Below are 18627 nucleotides of genomic sequence, written 5' to 3'. Positions count from 1 at the left end.
CCTCTAAATTTTCCCACTATACTCCCATACTTATCACATTCTGAACTTATTCGTGGCAAATAGAACTTTTTCAGTATTTTAAACAGAAAAATCCCCTGCACATATCAGTTGCCCTTATGTGCAGGGGGGTAAATATCAGTTATTTATTTTTGTGATGACAAACTGTCCGTCGTCGTTCAGTCTGAAATGTACATTTTTATAGTTTGTTCCAATTACATATTCGGAGCCGTCGTTAGTTTTTCTCAGATTATCCAGTGCATTCTCATCGTTCAGAGCCTTCATAAGAATGTCAGTGAACAGCGCCTTCTTATCAACATTCAACAGCTCATTTTCATTTGCTATGGACTGTCCACCACTTGTCTCCTGAGGATATAAAACCATATCCTTCATGGTCTCAAGATCTTCATCATTGAACACCTTCACGATCTTCTCAGCAAATGCTCTGCTGTCCGTCTCTATCTGCTGCTGGACATCAGCCCTGTCCGTATATCTGTTCTCAAATACTATATGTGACAGCACTTCATTGAGTACCTCATCACTGGCTGTGACGTATATATATAGCGAATAGTTAATTGTTCCATCGCTCCAGAAAGCTATACGTCCGGGAGTCAGAGTGTAATAAGTAGCACTATATCCCTGGATGTTGCCGGTTATCATGTCACCATTGCTGGTGTTCTCAACGCCCGCCAGATCGTACATCTCGTATTTGCAGGAGCCTCTGAGTTCAACCTTCACTCCGCTGTACCTGAAACTCACGATACCTATGTCACCGGATATCTTGTACTTCACATCCGTTATCTCGGAACTGTTCTTATCCACATCGAGATACACTCCTATCTGAGTCATATCCTCCGCGGATTCAACATCACCGCTCTTTATCTGGATACCGGTACTCTCCTCCTGACCGTCATCCACCTTCCCGCATCCCATGCAGATACCTGCAAAACAGATGACCGCAATCATAAATAATATATATTTTCTGCCCATGTCCATCCACGACGCTTTTTTCATATATCTATTCTCTCCACATTGAACACGATATTACCACGCTATTCCCTTATGACATCCGTTCTCTCTACACTTGTATGCCATGGTTGGATCTGTAGGATCCCATGTATGGCTGTAATCAAGCTGAACTGATGTAGGCTTAGGGAACGGGCCGCTCTTATTGCTCTCGAATATAGTTACCTTTGTTCCAAGATCGCAGTTGTCATATATCCACTTTGCATCTCCTGCCTTAAGTCTTATACATCCGTGTGAGCATGTCATTCCGAGCATGTTATAAGCGCTGACTGATAATGTGGTAGGATCCTCCTCTCCGTAATACACAGAGTGGAACAGTATATCACCTGTTATAAGTGTATCCCACTGTCCATAACATGGTCCCATCAGTGTCCACCATCTTCCCTTTGCAGGGGTATAGAATGTTCCAAGAGGTGTTGTGTCACCGCCTGAACATACAAATGCCTTTACCGGAATGATATATCCCTTGTTGCCATCTTTTGCATATACAGTCACAACATTTGTGGTCTTGTTGACCTTTATCTCATAGGAATACTGTTTTCCGAGGATCTTATCAACATCTGTGAGTCTCTTGCCACCTCTGTTGAAATAGAACTTATATCCATTCGCATATGCCCACTTGCTTCTGTACATGGCACCGCTCTTACTGAAGTAATAGTATGCTCCATCCACATATCTGTATCCGGTGAGTAATGTTCCCTTGACGCTTACGAAGTAACGCTTGCCGTTGTAATATTTCCAGCCTCTGCCCTTCACCAGTGCACCATTCTTGTCGAACAGATACAGCTTGCCATTTACCTTCTTAGGTCCTTTGTATGCAACACCTGAAGCGCTGTAATACTGTCTGTTTCCAAGCTTTGTAGTATACCATCCTGTATATGGCTTTCCATTGGAACCAAATCTGTATGTCACGCCATTTATCTTTCTGACACCCTCCGCAAGATAACCATTACTTGAGAAATTATAGTAATACTTGCTATTCTTTACCTTATGTGCACCCTTATAGGCTTTTCCATCAGAACCAAAGTAATACTTCTTACCCTTTATTTTCTTCCAGGTATTCACCAGTGCCTTGCCATTTGTTCTGAAGTAATAGTAATTATTCTGGATCTTGTTAAGACCTCTCACCATGCGGCCATATCTGTTAAAATAATATTTGTCGCCCTTGTATGTAAGGAACTTGCTCTTTAACGCCTTGCCGTTCTCATCGTAATAATATGTCTTACCGTTCTTGGTATACCAGCCCTTCTTATTCTTCACAGTGGCAGTTGCATCCGTCAATGTCGCAACACTCTCTCCGGCATCAGCCTGAGTCTCCGCAGCGTACACCGTGTACTGTCCGCCGACCCTGCTTTCTGACAGATTTGAGATTCCTGTCGCACAAGTTGACAACAATACTGCTGCCATTGTCAAAAACGCAATTTTTCTAAACTTTACCATATACTACCTCTCTTATTCCTCACATGGATTTTATTCATTCAAATGCTTCTGATACACTCTTCTCGTCTGCTGCCTTCTGATTCCTATACACATACCACACTCGACCATGGTCATGAGAAGTGCGGAACCTCCCGAGCTTATGAAAGGAAGAGTGACACCTGTATTCGGAATTACATTTGTCGCAACGCTTACGTTGATCACTATCTGGCATACAAGGTGTACCATCACACCTATGACCATCATGCTTCCAAATACGTTCGATGACTCTTTAACTATAACATACATCTGGTATAACAGATAGCCATACAGAAGAAATAACATGATTGCTCCTGCCACACCAAGCTCCTCGCAGATTATCGCGAAGATCATATCATTCTGGGCCTCCGGTATAGCCGAAAGCTTCTGTGTTCCATTTCCAAGTCCCTTGCCGAAGAAAGATCCGCTTCCTATGGCATACAACGACTGTATGACCTGATATCCTGCACTCTTCTCATATTTTTCTGTGTACAGCCATCCCAGGATTCGCTTTGCACGGAAGTTGTCATTTGACAGAAGTTCTTCCTCCGTAGGCAGGTAGCTCGTGGCTACCTTCACATAGACCACCGCCACCACCACAGCTATCAGCAATATTCCCAAATGCAGTTTCCAGTTCTTGCTGGCTATAAATGTTGAACAGTAACATATTCCAAGAACGACCAGACACGAACTCAGGTTTGTGGATATGACGAGCAAAAGTCCCGCCTGGAGTCCCACAAGCACCCACAGTATTATGACAGTCTGCCACTTATGCATCTCTCTCCATTTGCTGCTTATAAATGAAGCTATGAATATGATCATGAGAGTCTTCACTATATCAGCGATCTGGATTCTGAATGGTATGTGAGGGATCTGGATCCATCTCGTCGCACCATTTACATTTACTCCCAATGGCGTGAGAAGCAAAAATGTCAGTATCAATGACAGAAAATATGCAGGCCATGTAAGCTTCTTATACAGACCGTATGGGAAAAACGCCAATCCCCATATTGCCAATGCTCCGAAAACGATAAACACCAACTGGCTTCTGAAATTGCTGGCAGCCGTACCGTAACTGGATGCGCTGAATATCATTATCAGTCCAAATGCCAGAAGGAACGTTATGGCGATTATCATCTTATATATGGTTCCCGATGTATATCTGCTTTTTTCTTTGTCTGTGGAGTTATCCACAACTGCTGTATTACTCATATACAAATCTCCATCTATCTGTTCATTATCTCTTTTATAAATTTATACGCACTTATCACATCTGTGTCAAATATATCCAGGCTGTCCCTGTACTCCGGTTTGTCTATGGCTCCCGGATCACATCCGATATGCATGCTTCCGTCACTGTCGCCACTCCACGCCAGATCAATGCTCTCTCCCTTTTTATATCCGGTTATATCCGCGTTCTTTCTGAACACGGCATCTCCAACCTGTATACCAAGAACCGCATCACTTCCCGACAATCTGAGTTCCACCGATGCACTTATGCTGACAGGCTTCACGGAATCCATGAGATCGGCTGCTGATATATCCACATCAAACACCACTCCTGTCTCTCCGTCACTGCTCACATCCCTCTTTTTTATCACAAGATGGTTGTCAGAATTGTCAGTAACAGTGAACTCATACGACTGTGCTGTATATTTGTCTCCGTAAAATGTCAGCGACATGCTCATATCCCTGTCGGACACATGATCCGCATACAGCTTGACCAGCTCATTTTTACTGTTCACAGCAAAATAGAGCGTGATATCCCTGCCGTCTAACATTTCATCCACAAATTGCTTTATATCATGTACCAATTCTGCCGTATTGTCAATGGTATCTATCTCCGGTATGTATTTGTCAAGCATGTCATACACTTCCTGAAAATCTATATCATGTGTGCCAAAACAGTCGTCCAGATAACTGTAGAAATCATCCACATTGAAGATGACAGAATAAACCTTGCAGTCCTGGGTTCTGTCTCCCGTGACCACAGTCTGTTTTCCCTCACTCGTACCCTCCATATTGAAGAAATACTTAAGTGTCTTCTGGATAATATCTGTCTGGATATCGTCACCATTGATGTCCGTATAATTATTTGCAGCCATCCTCATACAATTCTCATAAGCAGTGCCAAATGAGTACACTGTGTCGCTGTCTATCCCGAGCAGTGATACCACCTGAGAATTGCTCATGTTCGTGATGAGATTGTCAGCGTACTGTATTCTGATTGCCATATCATCTATATATATGAGAGAAGTCCTCTTATTTGCATAGAGCTTGAATGTCTTGTCATCAACTCCTGCCTCCGCAAGAAAATTGTGATCCGAAGCACTTCTCTTCAGCGATATGTCAACGCTGTGATCAGAATTATCCTCAAATGAAAAGCTCTGACTGCCATTTATCATGTTCATACCCATGTCAAATGTGCCATACTGCTGATTCATCTCCGACTCTCTGGAAGAATTGATGGTATTTACCATGGCCTCCACAAGCTTTATCTGAGGTTTTCTCATAAGATGAAAAAAAATAATTGCAACAACTGCTGCCACCAGAATGATGACAGTCGCTGTTATTCCAATTATTCTTTTAAGTAGTTTATTATTGTTTTTTTTGTGCATATGCATCATGATTTTCATTCAACCAGGCTATGGCCTCACACAATCCTTCCTCGGAAAAATCAAACTGCTTCGATCCCTTCTGTTCATCCGGTGTGACCTCAAAACAGAATGGCTCCGGCCATATAAATGCCGTGAGTACAGTCTTTGTCTCCTTCGGTGTATCTTCCTCTGTCTGATCTTTTTCACCCTCCGGCTCAATCTCCACAACATCCTTCTGTATCATGTAACGGATACCCTTGTCACTGCCCTTAAAAGGCCGCAACTTGTAGAATTCCAGAGCCAGCAATTCAGGTCTGTTTATCACATATATCACCCTGTCTCTTTACTTTATTGTGAACGGATATACCTCTATGATCTTCTTGGTCGTCTCGTTCTGAAGATACAGATATGTTACACCCTTAGGTGCGCTGTCACCTGATATCTTGACCCATGTTGACCAGCCGTCAACCACAGGATCTGAGAATGTTATGGCGTCAGACTTGTTTCCATCCGCATACACAACGTATCCCGATATCTTCATAGAGTCATCACCGTCAAATCCAAATGACGTATGAATATATATATCTGATCCATCCTTTGTCTTGATGCTGTTAGATCCCTTATCAAGATCTTTTTCACTGCTGTTTACAAATGATTCTATATTCCACTTCACAAGCTCTGAATACAGCTTCTGAGCCTTCTCGTTGCCGTCGTATCTGAGTTCTCCGAGATACGTCATTGTAGTCTCATTGGCTGCGTTCTTATTTGCATTTGCAAATGCAAGCTTTCCATTTGCTATCTTCTTGGACACATCAGTCTTGACTACCTTCTCATAGTAATCAACTGACTTCTTGTATTCCTTGTCCTTGTATGCCTGGGCTCCAAGTGCCTGATAACACTTGTCTTTCTCAGCTACACAGTCCTTGTAATCCTTGTCCACCTTATCATAGCTCTTGATGGCATTCTCGTAATCCTTGTTCTTGTAATACTGCTCTGCCTTCTTGTATGTACACTCACTGGCCTTGTTCTTGTAGTCATCAAACTCTGACTTCATGTACATATCATACGCATCGTCATATTTGCCGCTGTCGAGCAGCTCTGATGCCTTGTTGTAATAGCACTTTGCAAGAAGAGTCTGGGAATCGCTGTACTCCTCTATGGTTGACAGAATACTGATGGCGTCATCGTACTTCTTGGCTGTTATAAGTGCCTCCGCTTTCTTATATGTACACTCGATAACCTTGTCCGATGCATCCTTGTATGAGCCTGCATTGTTGAATGCATCTATGGCTGCATCGTAGGATGCCGCATTCATCTGATCCATTCCCGCATTGTAATAACACTGATAAGCCTTATCAAATGCGTCATCGCTGCTGAAACTCTCCTCGTCACCGTCAGATGACTTGCTGTAGTTCTCTGCAGCCTTTCTGCTGTTGCCTGACTTCTTATAATATTCAGCCGCCTCAAGGTTCTTGCCTTCTTTTTCAAGACCCTCGGCATACTCATAATAAGCGTCTCCGTTTGCCTTTGTATAGGAATCCTTGAATTTTCCAAGATCCTTATACAGTGTCACGGCCTCTTCAACCTTTCCCTGGTCCATGAGGTCGTTGGCCTCGTTATACTTTCTAAACTTTGGAACAAATATAAATGCAAAGACGCCTATAGCGATGACGATAGCCACTGGTATAGCTATGAGTGCGGCCTTTGCACCCTTGCTCATACCCTTCTTCTCGCCCTTTTTCTTTATCATTATATCGGCGCCTTCCTGTGGCATTATCTGAGGTTGTGGCATTCCCATCTGAGGCTGCTGCGGTGGCACAGGATTACCCTGTGGCTGCTGCATCATCTGAGGCATGCCCTGTGTTCCGCCTGTCAGGACAGTTGTGCTGTCATCGTCCTCATCGACGTCCGGCTCACTTGTAAGCACAGTTGTGCTGTCGTCAACTTCCGGCTCTATCAAAGGAAATTCTTTTCCACAGACAGGACACTTTCTTACGTTCTCCCCCAATTCACAACCACAATTATCACAATACATATCTCTTCCTCCATCTTGAACTCCAGCCATGCAAAATTTGCCTTCGGCAAATGGCTGGAGCTACATGTCAAGTTTTCATAGAAAACTTGACACATCCCTTACGGATCAACCTGATTTATTACATTTATCGAACTTCATATTTAAGAATTTATCCTGAATATGAACTCCTCATTTGAAAGCCTTATCACACTGTTATCAGGGATAGCCACATCAACATTGCTGTACACCTGAGTTCCGTTCAGGAATGTATGGTTTGTTGAGTTGTTATCTCTCAGATAATGTGTTCCATTGATACTGGTGATATAGGCATGTCTTCTACTTATAGACTTGTTTCCTGTTACCTTATAGTCAACACCCTGATCAGCCTTGCCAATACAGAATACCTGTTTATTAATCTGAACGCTCTCACCCGTAGTCTTTCTGGTGAGGGTCGGCTTGCTGCCTGTGACAAGTGTTCTGTTGCTGAACAGTGTTGTAGGTGGCTCCTCATCCGGCTGCTCGCTGAGTCTCTTGGCTTCCTCCGCCTTGAGCTTTGCAAGGCCTGCCTGTCTCTTAGCCTCCTCAGCATTCTTGCGGGCTGCAAATTCTGCCTGCATTCTAGCCTCCTCAGCATGCATCTCCTGCTCTCTGGCACGTCTTATCTCATCTGCATACTGCGATGAAACCTTCTCTGCCCTGATTCGCTCCTCCTCGGCATTCCTGAACATTTCTTCAGCCTTAAGCCTCTCACTGTCATCGGAATTGCCCTGATATGAGTACATATCCTGAGCTGTGAGTACCGCTGTCTGCTCATAATCCTTTGCCTCAGCAGTGACCTTCTGTCTCCATATCTCGGCTTCGACCCTTGCCGCCTCGGCCTTCATACGGGTCTCCTCTGCCTGTCTGGCAACTTCCGCCTGATACTTTGCTTCCTCTATCTGTCTCTTTACCTCATTCTCGGCCTGCATTCTTGCCTCTTCAGCCTTTCTGGCTGCCTCCTCGGCTTTGTGGATTGCAAACTCTTTATTATTGTCATTTGAAGTGAGTACCTTACTCTTGCCCTTTTCACCCTGTATTATAAGGAGCTGACTTGATGCTCTGAGATCTGACACGAATTCATTGAAATGAAATGCATCAAACTCCCTGTGATCGTTGAAATAATCAACTATCTGGTTAGCACATTCTATGGCTGGTGTGTGTGCATAGACAAATCCTGACAAGATGCTCTTCACGAACTCCCCAATGTCCTTCTTGTCAAATTTGCTTTCAAATGGAAGATACAGAAGCTGTATGGAGAAGTCACTAAATCTCACATACATATAATTCGTATCCCACACTACCTTCTCGGGTGCTAGTCCATTCTGTATGACTGACACAAGCTGCTTGCTTATGCTGAATATGTATTCCACCAGTTCATCCCTGAAAACCGGTTTCTGCATTATCTGACTAAGACTCATATCCCCATCTATTGAGAATTCAAGTTTTCTTTCCCCCTTAACAAACACTTCCCTGCACATGCTTGTGTTGCCTGCAAAAGGCACATTATAGGCATTCATTTCATATTTGCTAATAGGAGTAACCTGATCAAGTTTGTATTCAATTTTTATTGAATCTTTTAAAATTTGAGTCATACCCCACCTCCTACTATTTCAATAGCCAATATACCTCTACAGTATAACAGACAAAAAAAGCATATTCAAGGTTACAAAAAAAGGAAGATATATATTACATATATCTTCCGCTTGAGAGGTGCGAGCCGGATTTGAACCGGCGATGACGGTGTTGCAGACCGGGGCCTTACCACTTGGCTATCGCACCATATTATTTAATTAAAGCTCCCCGAGTAGGGCTCGAACCTACAACCCCTCGGTTAACAGCCGAGTGCTCTACCATTGAGCTATCGAGGAATAACGTCATAAGCATCTCCCAAAAAGGAAACGCAGAAGGAGGGATTTGAACCCTCGCGCCGCGCAAACGGCCTACACCCTTAGCAGGGGCGCCTCTTCAGCCACTTGAGTACTTCTGCAAAATGCCTAAATAAAAATCTCCTACCAAAGAGTATTTAATTTTTGACGCTTGTTTATAATACCAAACCTGGCAGTGAATGTCAAGGAGTTTTTACAAGAAAATAATAAGCCAAAAAACGACAAAAAGGCGGATACTTTTTTGTATCCGCCCTCTCTTACTATATAACCATATTTTAATAGTATACTGTTCTTATGTATGCTGCGTAACGCTCACACTGAGAACCTCTGTATGTCTTACCGCCTACCTTGACAACAGGAATTGTATATACCTCGAATGTCTGGTACTTCTTAAGACCTCTTATTACATATGATGTAGTCTTAGCGCTTACTTTCTTCTTTGTCCACTTTGATGATCTTGTATTCTTTCTGTAGTATACAACATAGTACTTGGCATTTGCTACCTTCTTCCAGTAAACCTTTGCGGCTGAATTGCTTACTGCCTTACCGGTCTTGATACATGCCTGAGGTACTATTGTCTTAAATGCTGACCAGTCACTCCAGCACTTTACACCGCCATTAGCCTCCTGGTATGAACGAATTCTAACCTTAAATCCTCTGTTGTTGATTGCCTTACGAAGCTTGGCATTGTTGATTGTTATCTCTCTCTTTGTTGTAACCTTTGTTGTATATAATCTCTTCTTACCATCGATAGAATAAATCTGAACCTGATATCCTGATGGACGATCATAGTTTGGATTTGGCTTCCATCCGATTGTTATTACATTTCCTTTCGTAGCAGGCTTCCATACAAGTGTTCCCGCCTTTGCATCTGCAAGATACTGTGGATTTACAGCCGCAGCATAGAGTGTACCTGTTGATGCATAATAATCAGATAATGCAACATAACCTGACTCTGATATTTTATATGTAATTATCCTATATCCATTATAATGATTTCCAGCCTGAGCTGATATAGTTGCTTTATTAGTCTTAACAGTAAATGATGCTTTTTCGTTTAATTTAGTTCCATCATATTTAGCAACTAAATATCCTGATACTCCTGATACACTATTCCATGATAAACCAATCTTGTTCTTTGTACCTGAAGTCTGCTTTATCGACTTGTAATCAACATAATTAGGGCTTGTAACTACCTGAATTGGACTCGTCTCTGCAGCAACTTTATTACCCACCATTGTCTGAACCTTTACATAGTATGTACAACCAGTCTGAAGTCCATAAATTCTTAATTTTGTATCACTTGTAGTGTATGTAGTATTACTGAAACTACCTGTTCTTGATGTATCATAGGCCAATCTGTATCTTTCACCTATAGAATTATTAGCATTCCATTTTACTTCTACACTTGTGTTACTATCACCTGACTGTTCAAGTCCTGTAACTGCACTTGCAGCCGATGCTGTTATTGTCATTGCAAAGAGCATGATTGACATGATTGCAAGGATCAATAACGATCTGTTGAAAACTTTTTCTCTTTTCATTAAATCTCTCCTTTTTCTTCTTTCCCTTGTTAATACAACAATTAATTTAATATGAGACTAACTCATATTAAAAGTTTACAAGTTTAATATATTTTAGTCAACATTATTGTGACTGTAATATTCAACAATTATTTTGTGCATTTTTGCTAATTCATTGTTGAGATTCTGTATACTTTTTATTTTATTCCTGTATTATTTATTCTGCTCAAGATAATCCTTTACCGCTGTTTCATACAGGTTGTGTCCCTCTGAATCTATAACCACAATAGCTGGGAAATTCTCCACTGTCATCTTCCTTATAGCCTCTGTTCCGAGATCATCGTATGCGATCACCTCGGATTTCTTGATACATTTGGAGAGAAGCGCTCCTGCACCGCCAACGGCTGCCAGATACACAGCCTTGTTGTCTATTATTGCCTGTATAACCTCCGGGCTTCTCTTTCCCTTTCCTATCATTCCACACAGGCCCTTGCTGAGAATGAGTGGAGTGTATTTGTCCATTCTGCTGCTGGTTGTCGGTCCCGCCGATCCTATGACCTGTCCAGGCTTTGCCGGTGTCGGTCCGAGATAATATATCACATTGCCGTTAAGGTCTATAGGAACTATGCCCTTCTCGTATAACTCAGTTCCACTGGCGTCCACGCATCCTGATTCCATGATGGCATCATACATTCTCTTGTGTGCGGCATCCCTGGCACTGTACACTATTCCATCTATATATACATAATCCCCTGCCTTGAGGGTCTTTACCTCTTCTCTGTCAAATGGTGCCTTTATATGTCTATCCATGATGAACCTAACCTCCTCCTATAATACTCTCGTAACGTGTCTGTTCACATGACAGCACATATTAACTGCCAATGGCATTCCGGCTATGTGAGTGGCATATGTCTCTATGTTCACAGCCAGTGCCGTGGTCTTTCCTCCAAGACCGCCAGGTCCTATTCCAGTGTTGTTGATCATCTCCAGAAGCTCACTCTCTATCCTTGCTATATGCTCTCTGTCTGAGTGAACTCCGACCTTTCTTGTAAGAGCCTTCTTTGCAAGCTTCGCAGCGAGCTCAAAGTCTCCTCCAAGACCCACACCTACAAATACGGGAGGACATGCATTTGGTCCTGCATCCTTTACAGCCTGAAGAACAGCAGCTTTCACACCCTCTTCTCCATCTGCCGGCTTGAGCATGTACACCTTGCTCATATTCTCGCTTCCAAATCCCTTTGGAGCTATAGTTATCTCTATTTTATCTCCCGGAACTATATCATAATGTATGATTGCCGGGGTATTGTCCTTTGTATTTTCTCTGATAAGAGGATCCTTTACCACTGATTTTCTCAGGTATCCGTCAGTGTATCCCTGTCTCACACCTTCGTTTATGGCATCAGTTATGTTCATTCCTTCTATATGTACATCCTGTCCAACATTCACAAAGAAAACAGCCATTCCCGTATCCTGACAGATAGGAATATCATTCTCCTTTGCTATATCCAGATTCTCACATAACTGTCCAAGTATCTGTTTTCCGAGCGGACTGTCCTCAGATTCTACTGAATCCCTGACCGCCTTCTCCATATCCTCAGACAGATTTACATTTGCTTCGATGCACATCTCCCTTACATTTCTGGTAATCTCTTCTGCTGCAATAACTCTCATCTCTTCACCGCCATTTTATAAATTTGCTTTAATCATCTAGGAACGTATCATCGTTCTTTTTGTAGTTTGGATCTCTCCTGTTCATGATGAATTTGTATATGTATAACACCACTGTAAATATCGCAACAACTATGATCATCGCCGCCAATATATATATGATGTTCATTATACTGTAAGAAAGTTCAGACGCCTTCTCGGAGCTCTGAAATATCTTGTCCAGTTTTCCTTCCGTTGTTGCCTCTGTAACCGTAGATGCAGCCGTTGTAGCTGCCGATGCCACCACCTGTATCACATTCGCCGTCATGCCTTTTACCCCCAATAATTTTGTTGTATCTTCCCATAATTCCAATCTCTTTATAATAACCTTCAAAATCCTGCGTTCAGGATTATTTTCTCCCAATGTGTAATCCAAGATAAGTATATCATAACGGCTATTTGCACACAATCTGTAAACATCCATGGACATAAAAAAAGATGTACTGTCTTGCATATTACAACACAGTACATCTATCTTTATTTGTAATTATAATTACTCCTCTGAATTACTCTCGGCATCATTCTCCGTATCGTTCTCTACAATCTCTGATACTTCATTTTCTGCTGATTCTGGATTCTCTGAGTCCTCTGCCTCTTCATCTTCATCACTTCTTGCAAGCTTTGCAACAGATGCCACAAATGTGTTGCCATCCTTGCCGATATTCATAAGCTTGACACCTGAGGTTATTCTTCCTATTACAGTTATATCTGAACAATGCATTCTGATCATGATTCCCTCATTGGTCATCATCATAATGTCATGGTCATTTGTCACGGCCTTTGCGCTGACGATGTCACCGGTCTTCTCGGTTATCCTGTAACATTTGACACCCTTACCGCCTCTCATCTGAGGGGCAAATTCTGACAGTTCAGTTCTCTTACCCATACCCTTTGTGGTTACGAAGAGCATCTCGTCGCCCTGAACATCAAGCTGCATTGCTATAACTTCATCGCCCTTGTCGCATCTTATTCCACGTACACCCATGGATGTACGTCCTGTATCACGGACACATTCCTCATTGAATCTGATACACATACCCTTGGCAGTTACAAGAAATACATCATTCTCACCGCTCGTTGCCTTAACCTCTATGAGTTCATCTCCCTCATTCAGTGTTATGGCTGCCAGACCGGTCTTTCTTATATTCTCAAATGCCTCTATCTTGGTCTTCTTTACAATACCATTCTTTGTAGCCATCATGAGATACTTCTTGTCAAATCCGGCTATAGGAATTATGGCTGTTACCTTCTCACCAGGAAGAAGCTGAAGAAGGTTGACTATCGCAACACCCCTTGCATTACGTCCCGACTCAGGTATCTCGTATCCCTTCATTCTGTATACTCTTCCCATATTGGTGAAGAACATTATGAAGTTGTGGGTATTAGTAAGGAATATCTCATCGATTATATCGTTGTCGATGGTGTTCATTCCCTTGATACCCTTGCCGCCTCTGTTCTGTACCTTGAAGGTATCCTTTGGCATTCTCTTGATATATCCGAGCTTTGTCATGGAGATAACTATCTCTTCTCTCTTGATAAGCTCCTCATCTGTTATATCATCTGAATATGCAGTTATGGATGTTCTTCTCTCATCACCGTACTTGTCAGCTATCGCTGCAAGCTCAGTCTTGATAACTCCGAGAAGCTTATTCTCATCTGCAAGTATCTCCTTGTACTCAGCTATCTTCGCAATAAGCTCATTGTACTCGTTCTCGATCTTCTCTCTTTCCAGACCTGTCAGAGCACGGAGTCTCATATCAACGATTGCTCCGGCCTGTGCCTCGGAAAGTCCAAATCTTTCGATCAGCTTTGCCTTAGCCTCTCCAACATTCTTTGAATTTCTGATGATCGTGATGACCTCATCTATGTTGTCCAGTGCTATGAGATAACCCTGTAATATGTGGGCTCTCTCCTCAGCCTTGTTCAGATCATACTTTGTTCTTCTTGTGACAACATCCTCCTGATGCTTCAGGTAGTATGTGAGCATGTCCTTGATGTTGAGTATCTTAGGTACTCCATCCACCAGAGCCAGCATGATACATCCAAATGTATCCTGGAGCTGTGTGTGCTTGAAGAGCTGGTTGAGTATTACGTTGGCATTGACATCCTTTCTAAGCTCAATGACAACTCTCATTCCCTCTCTTGAAGACTCATCTCTTATATCTGTGATTCCATCGATTCTCTTGTTCTTGACAAGATCGACCATATTCTTTATAAGAAGTGATTTATTTACCATATATGGTAGTTCGGTTACAACAATGCGGTGTTTTCCGTTGTTCATTGTTTCGATTTCTGTGATTGCACGTACTTTTATCTTGCCTCGACCTGTTCTATATGCATCGTTTATTCCCTGTCTGCCCAGTATCTGTGCGCCTGTAGGAAAATCCGGACCCTTTACTATGTCCATGATCTCATCTATCTCTGTCTCACGTCCTTCTTCCACTCTGTTATCGATGATCTTTATGGCTGCATCGATAGTTTCCTTTAAATTATGTGGTGGAATATTGGTAGCCATACCTACTGCGATACCTGATGTACCATTCACCAATAGATTAGGATAACGTGATGGTAGTACCACAGGTTCTTTCTCTGTACCATCAAAGTTAGGTGTGAAATCAACTGTATCTTTGTTTATATCTGCCATCATTTCCATGGATATCTTGGAAAGTCTTGCCTCTGTATATCGCATGGCAGCGGCATGGTCACCATCGACTGATCCAAAGTTTCCATGTCCATCCACAAGTGGATATCTGGTATTCCACTCCTGAGCCAGCTTTACAAGTGCCTCGTATATTGAACTGTCTCCATGTGGATGATATTTACCCATTGTATCACCGACGATACGCGCACATTTACGATGTGGCTTGTCCGGTCCATTGTTAAGTTCTATCATAGAGTGAAGTATTCTTCTCTGAACAGGCTTGAGTCCATCTCTTACATCAGGAAGGGCTCTGGCTGCTATAACGCTCATGGCATAATCTATGTATGAACGCTCCATCGTTTTTTTCAGACCAACTTCATCTATTTTATCAAAAATCTTATCGTCATCCATTTTTTGATTTCCTTTCTCTCGATATTGGTTATGTTTTGTCACATTTATTTAATCAATATACTATATATCGAGATTCTTTACATACTTGGCATTTGTCTCTATAAACTCACGACGTGGTTCAACCTTATCTCCCATAAGTACATTGAATGTCATATCGATCTCTGACTCATCGTCATCATCAATTGCCACTCTGAGAAGAATTCGTTTTTCTGGATCCATGGTTGTCTCCCAGAGCTGTTCTGCATCCATCTCTCCAAGTCCCTTGTATCGCTGTATCTTGTTGTTCTGATCTCTTCCGACTTCATCAAGTATACTGTTCAGCTCATCATCACTGTACGCATACCATACCTTCTTGTTCTTCTCCAGCTTGTAAAGTGGTGGCTGTGCCAGATATACATGACCCTTTCTGATAAGATCAGGCATGAATCTGTAGAAGAATGTGAGGAGAAGAGTTGCTATATGAGCTCCATCCACATCGGCATCGGTCATGATGATGATCTTGTTATATCTGAGCTTCTCTATATTGAAGTTCTCATGGATACCTGTTCCAAATGCGGTGATCATGGCTTTGATCTCTTCATTTCCAAGGATTCTGTCTATTCTTGCCTTCTCAACATTAAGGATCTTACCTCTGAGTGGAAGTATGGCCTGTGTTGCTCTTGATCTCGCTGTCTTAGCTGAACCACCGGCGGAATCTCCCTCGACTATGTATATCTCACAGTTCTTTGGATCCTTGTCTGAACAATCCGCAAGCTTTCCAGGAAGTGCCATGTTGTCTGAAAGATTTGCCTTCCTTGCAACATCCCTTGCCTTTCTTGCAGCTATTCTGGCTCTCTGTGCAACAGCCGCTTTATTCACAATTATCTTAGCAATCTGCGGATTCTGCTCAAGATAATATGTAAGCTGCTCAGTTACAACACTCTCAACTGCAGGTCTTGCCTCTGAATTACCAAGCTTCTGCTTTGTCTGACCCTCGAACTGAGGATCACTTATCTTGATAGATACGATGGCTGCAAGTCCCTCTCTCAGATCATCACCCGAGAGATTGTCATCCTTATCCTTGATAATATTATTCTTTCTTGCATAATCATTGAACACCTTTGTTATGGCTGACTTAAATCCTGTCAGATGTGTTCCACCCTCAGGTGTGTTGATGTTATTTACAAAGCTGTATGTGGATTCATTGTATGAATCATTGTGCTGAAGTGCCACCTCAACACTTATTCCATCTCTGACTCCCTCACAGTAGATTACCTCATTGTACAGAGGATCTCTGTGTCTGTTCAGATATGTTACAAACTCCTTTATACCACCCTCATAGTGGAATGATCTTACCTTCTCAGGAATAAGTCTCTTGTCTGTAAGACTTATCTTCAGGCCCTTTGTAAGAAATGCCATCTCACGAAGTCTGTTTCTCAGTATATCGTAATCGTATATGTTATCTTCAAATATTGTATGATCCGGCAGGAATGTAACCTTTGTTCCTGATACTCCCTCAGGTGCTTCACCTATAACCTGAAGCTTGTACATAACCTTGCCCTTCTCATATCTCTGCTTGTACACCTTGCCATCTCTGGTAATCTCGACTTCAAGCCATGTTGAAAGTGCATTTACAACTGATGCACCAACACCGTGAAGTCCTCCGGATACCTTATATCCTCCACCGCCGAACTTTCCGCCGGCATGAAGTATGGTAAATACCACCTCAACAGCAGGTATTCCCTGCTTTTTATGTATTCCAACAGGAATTCCTCGTCCATCATCCACTACGGTGATGGAGTTATCCTCATTTATATACACCTGAATGTGGGTACAATATCCTGCCAGAGCCTCATCTACAGAATTATCAACTATCTCATATACAAGATGGTGAAGTCCAGTGGAGGATGTACTTCCTATGTACATACCAGGTCTCTTTCTGACTGCTTCCAGTCCCTCCAGAACCTGTATCTGTTCAGCTCCATAATTATCATTTTCCATTGTCATGCTTCCTCCGTTCTTACTCTGGTGGCCGTTCCCTCTACCACGCTATAAACATTGTTGATTATTACCTGCTCTTTAACAAAATCATCATATCCCGTACAGGTTATGATAGTCTGTATATCTTTTATCTCTTCTATCAATGCATCACGTCTGCTGGTGTCCAGCTCGCTCATGACATCGTCCAGAAGCAATATCGGATTATCATTGATTATCCTTTTTACAAGTTTTATCTCCGCCATCTTGAGTGACAGGGCAACTGTTCTCTGCTGTCCCTGTGAACCATATTTTCTGGCGTCTATTCCATTTATGAGAAAACTTATATCATCTCTGTGTGGACCAGACTGTGTACTTGAATATCTGATATCCATCTCAGTCTTTTCCTGAAGTGTCTCATCGAATTTATCTTCATCGACATTGCACTCGTACACTATCTCTAGCTTTTCTTTGCCCGATGTGAGATGACTGTGGATCTCCCCAATTATCTCATTCATCATGTCGATAAAATTTCTTCTCTCTTTTATTATCCTCGACCCATAGTCCACAAGCTGCATATTCCACACATCCAGTGTATCCATGAGACTTCTGTTATGATAAATCTGCTTTAACAGATTATTTCGCTGATTGAGTATCCTGTTATATGATGCCAGATTCTGATAATACAATCTGCTTATCTGACACAATTCAAGATCCATGAACCTTCTCCTCTCGGCTGGTCCATTTTTAATGATAGTCAGATCTTCAGGTGAAAAGAATATGACATTGAGAAGACCATATAATTCCGTGGCCCTCCTTATGGGTATGCCATCGATCGCCACTCCCTTATTTTTGCTCTTTCGAAGATGCATATCTATCTTGTGCGATATTTCTTTCTTGTTGACAAATAATCTTATATGGCTCTCATCTTCACCTATCTTTATGATATCTTTATCCTGCGTATTTTTTCTGTGTGACTTCGTAGTCGCTGCCATGTATATGGATTCAAGTATATTTGTCTTGCCCTGGGCGTTATCGCCGTACAGGATATTCGTATTTTTTCCAAATTCTACTTTTACATTACTGTAATTTCTGTAATTACTCAGCTCTATCGACTCTATATACATAACCTTCACCATCTGCAAGATGGCGACCACAATTATTTCTGAATACTTATCTTATCACCATCAAATTCTACTTCATCACCATCATAAAGCTTTCTTCCACGTCTGGTCTCTATCTCACCGTTAACCACAACCAGTCCCTGAACTATGACCTCCTTTGCGTCAACTCCTGACTCCACCAGACCGGCAGCCTTAAGCGCCTGTCCAAGCTTTATGAACTCATCTCTTAACTTGATTATCTCCATATTCTC

General features: G+C 42.2%; 15 protein-coding genes and 3 tRNA genes. All 18 read right to left on the bottom strand.

Annotated features, from left to right (window positions below):
• Positions 1-135 precede the first annotated feature (135 nt).
• The 18 genes from DWX57_RS06765 to DWX57_RS06680 all read right to left on the bottom strand — a co-directional run bounded on the left by DWX57_RS06765 (position 136) and on the right by DWX57_RS06680 (position 18621).
• A complete protein-coding gene (locus DWX57_RS06765; protein WP_015534442.1) occupies positions 136-1011 on the bottom strand; it encodes a hypothetical protein in 876 nt (291 codons plus the stop codon).
• 30 nt (positions 1012-1041) lie between these two features.
• Positions 1042-2463: a L,D-transpeptidase family protein gene (locus DWX57_RS06760; RefSeq protein WP_118757903.1), complete on the bottom strand. Its 1422-nt coding sequence runs from the start codon at positions 2461-2463 to the stop codon at positions 1042-1044.
• Between the two features lie 30 nt (positions 2464-2493).
• On the bottom strand, positions 2494-3690 hold the full coding sequence (locus tag DWX57_RS06755) for an FtsW/RodA/SpoVE family cell cycle protein (protein WP_120123289.1): 1197 nt from the start codon (positions 3688-3690) through the stop codon (positions 2494-2496).
• A gap of 14 nt (positions 3691-3704) precedes the next feature.
• Complete coding sequence (locus tag DWX57_RS06750; protein WP_243106183.1) at positions 3705-5096, bottom strand: hypothetical protein; 1392 nt, start codon at positions 5094-5096, stop codon at positions 3705-3707.
• Positions 5077-5400 carry a GNAT family acetyltransferase gene (locus DWX57_RS06745; protein WP_120123527.1) on the bottom strand — a complete coding sequence of 108 codons (324 nt, stop codon included), beginning with the start codon at positions 5398-5400 and terminating at the stop codon, positions 5077-5079. Before DWX57_RS06745 ends, DWX57_RS06750 begins: the two co-directional genes overlap by 20 nt.
• A gap of 18 nt (positions 5401-5418) precedes the next feature.
• The gene (locus tag DWX57_RS06740) at positions 5419-7110 is read right to left on the bottom strand and encodes a tetratricopeptide repeat protein (protein ID WP_120123287.1); all 1692 of its coding nucleotides are present in this window, start codon (positions 7108-7110) and stop codon (positions 5419-5421) included.
• Between the two features lie 140 nt (positions 7111-7250).
• The gene (locus DWX57_RS06735; RefSeq protein WP_243106182.1) at positions 7251-8720 is read right to left on the bottom strand and encodes an FHA domain-containing protein; all 1470 of its coding nucleotides are present in this window, start codon (positions 8718-8720) and stop codon (positions 7251-7253) included.
• 116 nt (positions 8721-8836) lie between these two features.
• Positions 8837-8907: transfer RNA gene (locus DWX57_RS06730), tRNA-Cys, on the bottom strand.
• A gap of 17 nt (positions 8908-8924) precedes the next feature.
• A tRNA-Asn gene (locus DWX57_RS06725) sits at positions 8925-8996 on the bottom strand.
• Between the two features lie 31 nt (positions 8997-9027).
• A tRNA-Ser gene (locus tag DWX57_RS06720) sits at positions 9028-9115 on the bottom strand.
• A gap of 174 nt (positions 9116-9289) precedes the next feature.
• The gene (locus DWX57_RS06715) at positions 9290-10558 is read right to left on the bottom strand and encodes a fibronectin type III domain-containing protein (protein WP_118017031.1); all 1269 of its coding nucleotides are present in this window, start codon (positions 10556-10558) and stop codon (positions 9290-9292) included.
• A gap of 192 nt (positions 10559-10750) precedes the next feature.
• A complete protein-coding gene (locus DWX57_RS06710; protein ID WP_118017032.1) occupies positions 10751-11347 on the bottom strand; it encodes a Fe-S-containing hydro-lyase in 597 nt (198 codons plus the stop codon).
• A gap of 18 nt (positions 11348-11365) precedes the next feature.
• Complete coding sequence (locus tag DWX57_RS06705; protein ID WP_055145945.1) at positions 11366-12208, bottom strand: fumarate hydratase; 843 nt, start codon at positions 12206-12208, stop codon at positions 11366-11368.
• Positions 12209-12236: 28 nt separating this feature from the next.
• Positions 12237-12512, bottom strand: coding sequence for a hypothetical protein (locus tag DWX57_RS06700; protein WP_015534433.1), 276 nt, complete (start codon positions 12510-12512; stop codon positions 12237-12239).
• Between the two features lie 225 nt (positions 12513-12737).
• Positions 12738-15296 (bottom strand): DNA gyrase subunit A, encoded by a 2559-nt coding sequence (gene gyrA, locus DWX57_RS06695; RefSeq protein ID WP_120123285.1) that lies wholly within the window; start codon positions 15294-15296, stop codon positions 12738-12740.
• Positions 15297-15356: 60 nt separating this feature from the next.
• Positions 15357-17276, bottom strand: a complete 1920-nt coding sequence (gene gyrB / locus DWX57_RS06690; RefSeq protein WP_117549934.1) for a DNA topoisomerase (ATP-hydrolyzing) subunit B — start codon at positions 17274-17276, stop codon at positions 15357-15359.
• A gap of 2 nt (positions 17277-17278) precedes the next feature.
• Positions 17279-18379 (bottom strand): DNA replication/repair protein RecF, encoded by a 1101-nt coding sequence (gene recF, locus DWX57_RS06685; protein WP_120123284.1) that lies wholly within the window; start codon positions 18377-18379, stop codon positions 17279-17281.
• Between the two features lie 32 nt (positions 18380-18411).
• On the bottom strand, positions 18412-18621 hold the full coding sequence (locus tag DWX57_RS06680) for an RNA-binding S4 domain-containing protein (protein ID WP_015534430.1): 210 nt from the start codon (positions 18619-18621) through the stop codon (positions 18412-18414).
• Positions 18622-18627 lie beyond the last annotated feature (6 nt).

Origin of the sequence: Coprococcus sp. AF19-8AC (assembly GCF_003603115.1) — a bacterium.
Classification (GTDB): Bacteria; Bacillota; Clostridia; order Lachnospirales; family Lachnospiraceae; genus Coprococcus; species Coprococcus aceti.
The sequence above is the reverse complement of the archived record's forward strand: the minus strand, read 5'-3'. Positions and strand labels throughout refer to the sequence as shown.